The sequence below is a fragment of the Microcoleus sp. AR_TQ3_B6 genome (genome assembly GCF_036702785.1).
Taxonomy (GTDB): domain Bacteria; phylum Cyanobacteriota; class Cyanobacteriia; order Cyanobacteriales; family Microcoleaceae; genus Microcoleus.
The window spans coordinates 37,670-43,966 of sequence record NZ_JAUBVJ010000066.1 but is presented as its reverse complement, the minus strand read 5'-3'; the positions used below and the strand labels follow the sequence as shown (position 1 = coordinate 43,966).

7 protein-coding genes are annotated in these 6,297 nt (G+C 46.0%); 6 read left to right on the top strand and 1 reads right to left on the bottom strand.

Going from position 1 to position 6,297, the window contains the following annotated elements; all coding sequences use genetic code 11:
• Positions 1 to 620: 620 nt before the first annotated feature.
• On the bottom strand, positions 621 to 1,949 hold the full coding sequence (locus QUB56_RS26010; RefSeq protein WP_332959110.1) for a pitrilysin family protein: 1,329 nt from the start codon (positions 1,947 to 1,949) through the stop codon (positions 621 to 623).
• A gap of 623 nt (positions 1,950 to 2,572) precedes the next feature.
• Here QUB56_RS26010 and QUB56_RS26005 point away from each other — a divergent pair.
• From QUB56_RS26005 to QUB56_RS25980, 6 genes are all read left to right on the top strand, one after another.
• Positions 2,573 to 2,803, top strand: coding sequence for a RusA family crossover junction endodeoxyribonuclease (locus tag QUB56_RS26005; RefSeq protein WP_332959112.1), 231 nt, complete (start codon positions 2,573 to 2,575; stop codon positions 2,801 to 2,803).
• The gene (locus QUB56_RS26000) at positions 2,800 to 3,471 is read left to right on the top strand and encodes a hypothetical protein (protein WP_332959109.1); all 672 of its coding nucleotides are present in this window, start codon (positions 2,800 to 2,802) and stop codon (positions 3,469 to 3,471) included. The genes QUB56_RS26005 and QUB56_RS26000 overlap by 4 nt, the downstream gene beginning before the upstream one ends.
• 212 nt (positions 3,472 to 3,683) lie before the next feature.
• Positions 3,684 to 4,541 carry an ABC transporter permease gene (locus QUB56_RS25995; RefSeq protein WP_332959108.1) on the top strand — a complete coding sequence of 286 codons (858 nt, stop codon included), beginning with the start codon at positions 3,684 to 3,686 and terminating at the stop codon, positions 4,539 to 4,541.
• Positions 4,542 to 4,922: 381 nt separating this feature from the next.
• A complete protein-coding gene (locus tag QUB56_RS25990) occupies positions 4,923 to 5,132 on the top strand; it encodes a DUF2997 domain-containing protein (protein WP_015176940.1) in 210 nt (69 codons plus the stop codon).
• 40 nt (positions 5,133 to 5,172) lie between these two features.
• Positions 5,173 to 5,559 carry a DUF1257 domain-containing protein gene (locus tag QUB56_RS25985; RefSeq protein WP_015176941.1) on the top strand — a complete coding sequence of 129 codons (387 nt, stop codon included), beginning with the start codon at positions 5,173 to 5,175 and terminating at the stop codon, positions 5,557 to 5,559.
• 77 nt (positions 5,560 to 5,636) lie between these two features.
• Entirely contained in the window at positions 5,637 to 6,107 is a 471-nt protein-coding gene (locus QUB56_RS25980; protein WP_332959107.1) for a ferredoxin, read from the top strand.
• Positions 6,108 to 6,297: the final 190 nt, after the last annotated feature.

Sequence of the window (6,297 nt, the reverse complement as noted above, 5' to 3'; positions counted from 1 at the left end):
GTCAATAATTCCAAGTTTATCCTCTCATAAACCGATTTTAGATTTTAGATTTTAGATTTTAGATTTTAGATTTTAGAATTACGACGGCAGATAAATCCGGTGACCCGGAACCCAATTGCTCGATTGTCAATAATTCCCAGTTTATCCTCTCATAAATCGATTTTAGATTTTAGATTTTAGATTTTAGAATTACGACGGCAGATAAATCCGGTGACCCGGGACGCAATTGCTTGATTGTCAATAATTCCAAGTTTATCCTCTCATAAACCGATTTTAGATTTTAGATTTTAGATTTTAGATTTTAGATTTTAGATTTTAGATTCTAGAATTACGATCGCAGATAAATCTGGTGGCCAGGGACCCAATTGCTTGATTGCCAATAATTCCCAGTTTATCCTCTCATAAAACTACGGTGATTTTATCGATCGCCCGTACCTTAAAGGCTTCATATTAATTATTTGATACAAAACCTTCAAGGCAAGGGTCGATCGAATTTCAGGCACTATTGACTAAAAATCCCTGGTGCCCGTTGGCATTCTTTCTGCCGAATGCCGAATGCTGTTCGAGGCCGGGGAAGCAGAGGGAGGGCTCAATTCCCCTGTTGAGGCGATCGACCAAGTTTATGCTTCGTCCGGGCGAATTACCAGAACACCCATCGCGTCGGGAGACAGATATTTGACGGCGGCTTCTCGGAGATCCTGGGCCGTCTGAGCTTGGATGCAGGCGGCATAGTTGAGGGCGGGAGCGATATCTCCTAACATCGACTGATAGTAACCGTACAAACTTGCTCGATCGCTCGGAGTTTCGTTACCAAAGATAAACCGATTTGCTACTTGGGTGCGGATGCGGGAAATTTCGGCATCTGTCACCAGTTCAGTTTGGAGAGTGCGGATGTGTTGGACGATCGCAGCTTCCACTGCTGCCAAGTTTTCTGTCGGTAGTTGAGCGGAAATCGAGAATACGCCGCCGAGGCGCTGAGTCATGTTGCTGACCGAAATTGACGAAACTAGCCCTTTTTCTTCGCGCAAATCCTGAACCAAGCGAGTTGTGCGGCCGTGACCCAATATTGTTGCCAAAACGTCCAGGGCATAAGTTTCGGACATTTCCATGAAACCTGGCACTCGCCACATCAGGATCAGTCGGGCTTGCTGAAGGGCAGAGTCTACAAATTCGCGGCGGACTGTTTCTGTAAACGGCGATTCTTGGCCTCCGTTTAGGATTTGGGATTCTGGGTGAAAGTTGCTGACAGCAGGCACATTTATTTTGTTGTTTTGCGATTTGCTTTTTGCTGCAAAACTGTCTGCGACAATTTCTATTAGTCGATCGACTGGCAAATTGCCTACAGCTACGGCTGTCATGGCTCCTGGGTGATATCTGCTGCTGTGGAAATCCCGCATTTGTTGCGCGGTAAGCTGTTCGATTACGGCAGTCGGGCCTAGTACCGGTCGCTTGTAGGGCAGGACTTCAAACGCTAATTCCATCGAGCGCTGATAGGTGCGGCGGCGGGGATTGTCTTCCGAGCGTCTAATTTCTTCTAACACTACCAGCCGTTCTCGATCGAAGGCGTCGTCGGGAATGCTGGCGTTGAGCAACACATCGACTTGCAGGGGAGCTAGTTCGGCAAAATCTTTAGGGGCTGTGGTGATGTAGTAGTTAGTGTAATCTTGGCTGGTGGCTGCATTGGTGACTGCGCCCCGCTGCTCGATCGCGCGCTCAAATTCTCCGCTCTTGATGCTCGGAGTTCCCTTAAAAATCATGTGTTCTAAAAAGTGAGCCATGCCGTTGATTTCGTCTGGTTCGACGGCTGAGCCTAAATTGAGCCATACGCTGAGGTTAACAGCATCGACTGGCAAGTGTTCGGCTATAACTGTGAGACCGTTGGGGAAATGGCGGACTGTTGGGGCGTTGAGGGGGGATCGGGAGGAGGATTTGAGTAGGGTTGATGTCATTGGGCTTTTAAATTTATCTTGTTCTCTATATCTTAAAGGGTCATCCGATTTTAGATTTTAGATTTTAGATTTTAGATTGATCCCAGGGCTGATGGTTGCTGGGGATGTTGTCGGGGGCGATTCCCTTCGGGATAGCTTCGCTTCACGCGAAATGCTAGAGCGGTGAGGGCGTGAGGGTGATGAGAAATCTGTGCGATCTACAAAACAAAAGTGGATTTGTTAAAAGTTGCAAGTTATAGTCTAGTTTGAATTTAGCCTTTAATCCCTTCTTTTCGCATTCAATTGTCGGAGTTGTAAATGCAATTTGAGTTTCTGATTCCAAAACGCCCTGTATCTTTGCAAACGAGGCCCAGAAACAAGCTACAGGATTGGCAAGCATTTGTGCGTGCAGAAGCGTCAAAAACTTGGGTAGGAACTCCTTATTCAGGAAACGTTCATTTAACTTTAGTATACCTCTACGATTTTGACCGAAAGCATCCAGGATACAAGCCGCCAGATTCATTCCGAAAGCAGACTCAGGACCGGTGAAATAAAAAACCTGTATCCGATGAAACTTGCCTAACGTATTTATCCGTGGGGTCAATGCTTCAATTCTTTAATCTAAAATCTAAAATCTAAAATCGATTGACCCTGTTGACACAGACAATATAATAAAGCCCATACAGGACGCACTAATTGGGTTAGTTTATGAGGATGATTCACTTGTCACAGATGTGGAGGATCATCGTCGCTCGCTTAGTGACACGTTTGACGTTGCTTTATGTCCGTCATTGTTGGTCCGTGGCATAATATCTGGCAGTGAGTGCGTTTACGTTAGAATAAATTCAGCAAAAGCATTAGAGAGTTATCTATGACCGCTAAATTAATACACGACAAATCAGTATCTAAAATTGCCGAAAAATACCGACAAGCAGGCTATACAGTATTGGTTGACCCTGAACCAGAAGACATCCCTTTCGATTTAGGGACATATCGTCCAAATTTGATTGTAAAAAAGAACGAAGCCGAAGGTTATATAATCGAATTTAACGGTTCGGGCAGGCAAAAATCTATAGATAGGTTGAAAGAAATTGCTGAAATAGTTTCTGAAAATACAGGCTGGCGTTTCTTATTAATTACTGAACAAGATGCTTTACTGAAAGACAACTCCAATGAAGTAAATCTATTATCTTGGCAACAAATTTTTATTAGAAAATCGCAGAGTGAACGTCTAATCTCATTAGGAGAAAATGAAGGCGCGTTTTTGTTACTTTGGGTAATAATTGAAGCACTCCTGCGTAGGCGAGCTGAGGAGGTTAGTATTCCAATTGAAAAATTTCCAACTTTATCTCTGATCAAACATATGTATTCGCAAGGAGAACTTTCAATACAAGAGTACGATCGAGCAATGCTACTTAAAAGCCTAAGAAATCGAGTTATTCATGGATTTCAGACACCAGAAATCAATGAGTCTGTATCTGAATTGCTCGCCCTTGTCAATGAATTAATAAGTTTATGGGCACCACAAGCATCTGGGTCCTGAGAGGTTCCGCAAAAGGAGCGTGCTAACTGCGCTTTACAAAGTCCGCGCGATCGCACCTATCCCGAGCAGGAATCGCCCTAGCCAACAAGTGAGATAGAAGCGTGAGCCCTTAACTTTGTTTATCTGCTATTTCTCAACGGGCATTTGCCACTTAGAAATAGTTGCCCAAGTCCTCTGTTTTTTGGTGACAGCATTCGATGGAAAATCGAAGATTGAATAACAACTTAGTATTTCCACAAGCAGGTTTTCAACGATTTTGGCGATCGACTTCGGGGAAAATCGGCTTAATTTTGACTGTAGCGCTGATTCTCTCGGCACTGTTGGCACCCCTACTTTCTCCCTACGATCCGGCGGTCGATCGAGATTATTTGTTGCGCTTAGTGGGTCCTAGCGCTAAACATTGGTTTGGCACCGACGGTTTGGGGCGAGATTTGTTGGTGCGGGTGTGGCACGGATTGGGAATATCTTTACTCGTCAGCCTGGTTTCTGTGGGTGCGGGTTTAATTGTGGGAGCGCTTTTGGGGCTGGTGGCCGGGTATTTCCGGGGGTTGCTGGAAATTGCGATCGGCACTTTGGCGGATATTTTGTTAGCTTTTCCTTCGATTTTACTGGCGATCGGCGTTGTTACCGTCACCGGGCCGAGCCTGCAAAGCGTAATTATCGCCGTCAGCCTCGTGCAAATTCCGATTTACATCCGTTTAACTCGCAGTATGGTGCTGTCTCTGCGGGAACAAGAATTTGTTTTGGCCCTCAAGGCTTTGGGCGCCAGCGACTTGCGGATTATTTTTCGCCACATTTTGCCGGGAAGTCTGGCGCCTCTAGTTGTACAAGCAACTCTTTCGACTGGTACCGCGACACTAGAAGCTGCCGGTTTGGGTTTTTTGGGTTTGGGCGCACAGCCGCCGGTTCCTGAGTTGGGGACGATGCTTTCTGATGCTTTTAAGGGCGGATACGCTCTTTCGTCTCCTTGGACGATCGTGTTTCCAGGTTTGCTCATTACCTTGACTGTTCTTGGTTTCAACCTTTTGGGCGATGGCCTGCGAGACGTTTTAGACCCCAGAGGGAATTAGAGGGGGAGTGGGGGAATTTATACTTTTGCCTTTTGCCTTCTTTGGACCTTTTACCTTGTACCCTCTTGGCTCTGCGCCCTCTGCGGTTCATCCCCTCTTCCTTCTTCCTCACTCTAAAATCTAAAATTTAAAATCTAAAATCTAAAATATAGTGACTTGACTGCTGTCACGATCTACGCGAAACTTTACATACAACTGATGTATTGCTTCTACCTATTAATAAGTTCTGTTAAGTTGTGACTCAAAACCTATCAATTAGTCAAAATTGATATAGCGCTTTGCCAGTCAGCCAACTCTCAAGAAGCGACTTCAGGAGGCATCGTCCCTGGCTTGCTGGTGTCGGTGTCTGTTCTCACTATTCCTATTCAGTCAGCCCGGATTATGGAAACACTAGAGTTTGTGATCTATCCAGATGGCCGCGTACAGGAAACAGTCACCGGCATTGTCGGTGCTTCCTGCGCTGAGGTAACGGCTGCAATTGAAGCTCAGCTCGGCGTGGTGCTTCATCAAGAGTCAACATCTGAATATTTCACGCAAGCCCTGCATCAGTCAGCCGAAGCGACGGCCCAAGTGGCTTTTAGCGATTGGTAATTTTTTTTGTTGAGTTCACTTAAATTTTTTTGGAATCACCATGTCACACTTTAGCCAAATTAAGACCCAGATCCGCAATTTGAATTCTTTGGAAGCTGCTTTAACTGACTTGGGTATCGACTGGAAGTCGGGCCCGACAGAGGTGCGCGGCTATCGCGGCCTAACCAGCACCGCTGAGGTCGTGATTGAGCAAAAAAACGGCTACGACGTAGGTTTTAGCTGGAACGGGACTGAGTATGAATTGGTGGCTGACTTGCAATTTTGGCAGCAAGCTTGGTCTGTAGACCGTTTTCTGAATAAGGTGACTCAGCGCTACGCTTACCATACTGTGGTGAATGAAAGCGCTAAGCAGGGTTTCCAAGTTTCTGAGCAAAAGCAAAATCAAGACGGTTCGCTCCGCTTGGTGGTGCAACGCTGGTGCGCTTAATAATTTTTCGAGATTTTTGCCATCTTGTTTCATCAAAGTCCGCTCAGGCGGACTTATTTACTCTTGTGGGGGTCTAAATGTCTGAGCTTTCTGGACTCGGAATAGATACAGCAAGCGATCGCTCTGGTTTAGAGCCGGAGTTGGGGGGATTTTTGCGGGATGCGCCCGATCGCTCTGGTTTGGAACCGGAATTGGGCGGCGTGTTGCGCCAAAAAGGTGTCTATGTTGATGAGATTACCTGCATTGGCTGCAAGCACTGCGCTCACGTTGCTCGCAATACTTTTTATATTGAACCGGATTACGGTCGATCGCGCGTAGTTCGACAAGACGGGGATTCTGAAGAGTTGATTGCTGAGGCGATCGACACTTGTCCGGTGAATTGCATTCACTGGGTTGATTACACCGAACTCAAGAATCTGGAAGAAGAACGCAAGGATCAGGTGATTCCTGTAGTTGGCTTTCCCGTGGATATGGCGACAGTTAAGGCCGGTATTCGCCAGCGACAAAAGAATAAGTTGGGCGATCGTAAGTTCAAAGGTAGCCCTTGATATCAACTCCGCTAGCATCGTCGGGCGTAAAATCGAATCGACAGTCAATACTCAACTATCATTCAGTTTTTCGACCCGCCCGTTAACAGTCAACAGTCAACAGTCAACAATAATTCCGGTGCAACCGGAATTGATATGAAATCCCCCATTCACATCCACAGCTTGAAACCTGTGGCTCAAACAACAAAAA

Coding starts and splice junctions, on each gene's coding strand:
- QUB56_RS25980 (WP_332959107.1), top strand. CDS start 5,637: ATGTCTGAGCTTTCTGGACTCGGAATAGATACAGCAAGCGATCGCTCT.
- QUB56_RS26000 (WP_332959109.1), top strand. CDS start 2,800: ATGACCGCTAAATTAATACACGACAAATCAGTATCTAAAATTGCCGAA.
- QUB56_RS25990 (WP_015176940.1), top strand. CDS start 4,923: ATGGAAACACTAGAGTTTGTGATCTATCCAGATGGCCGCGTACAGGAA.
- QUB56_RS25985 (WP_015176941.1), top strand. CDS start 5,173: ATGTCACACTTTAGCCAAATTAAGACCCAGATCCGCAATTTGAATTCT.
- QUB56_RS26010 (WP_332959110.1), bottom strand. CDS start 1,949: ATGACATCAACCCTACTCAAATCCTCCTCCCGATCCCCCCTCAACGCC.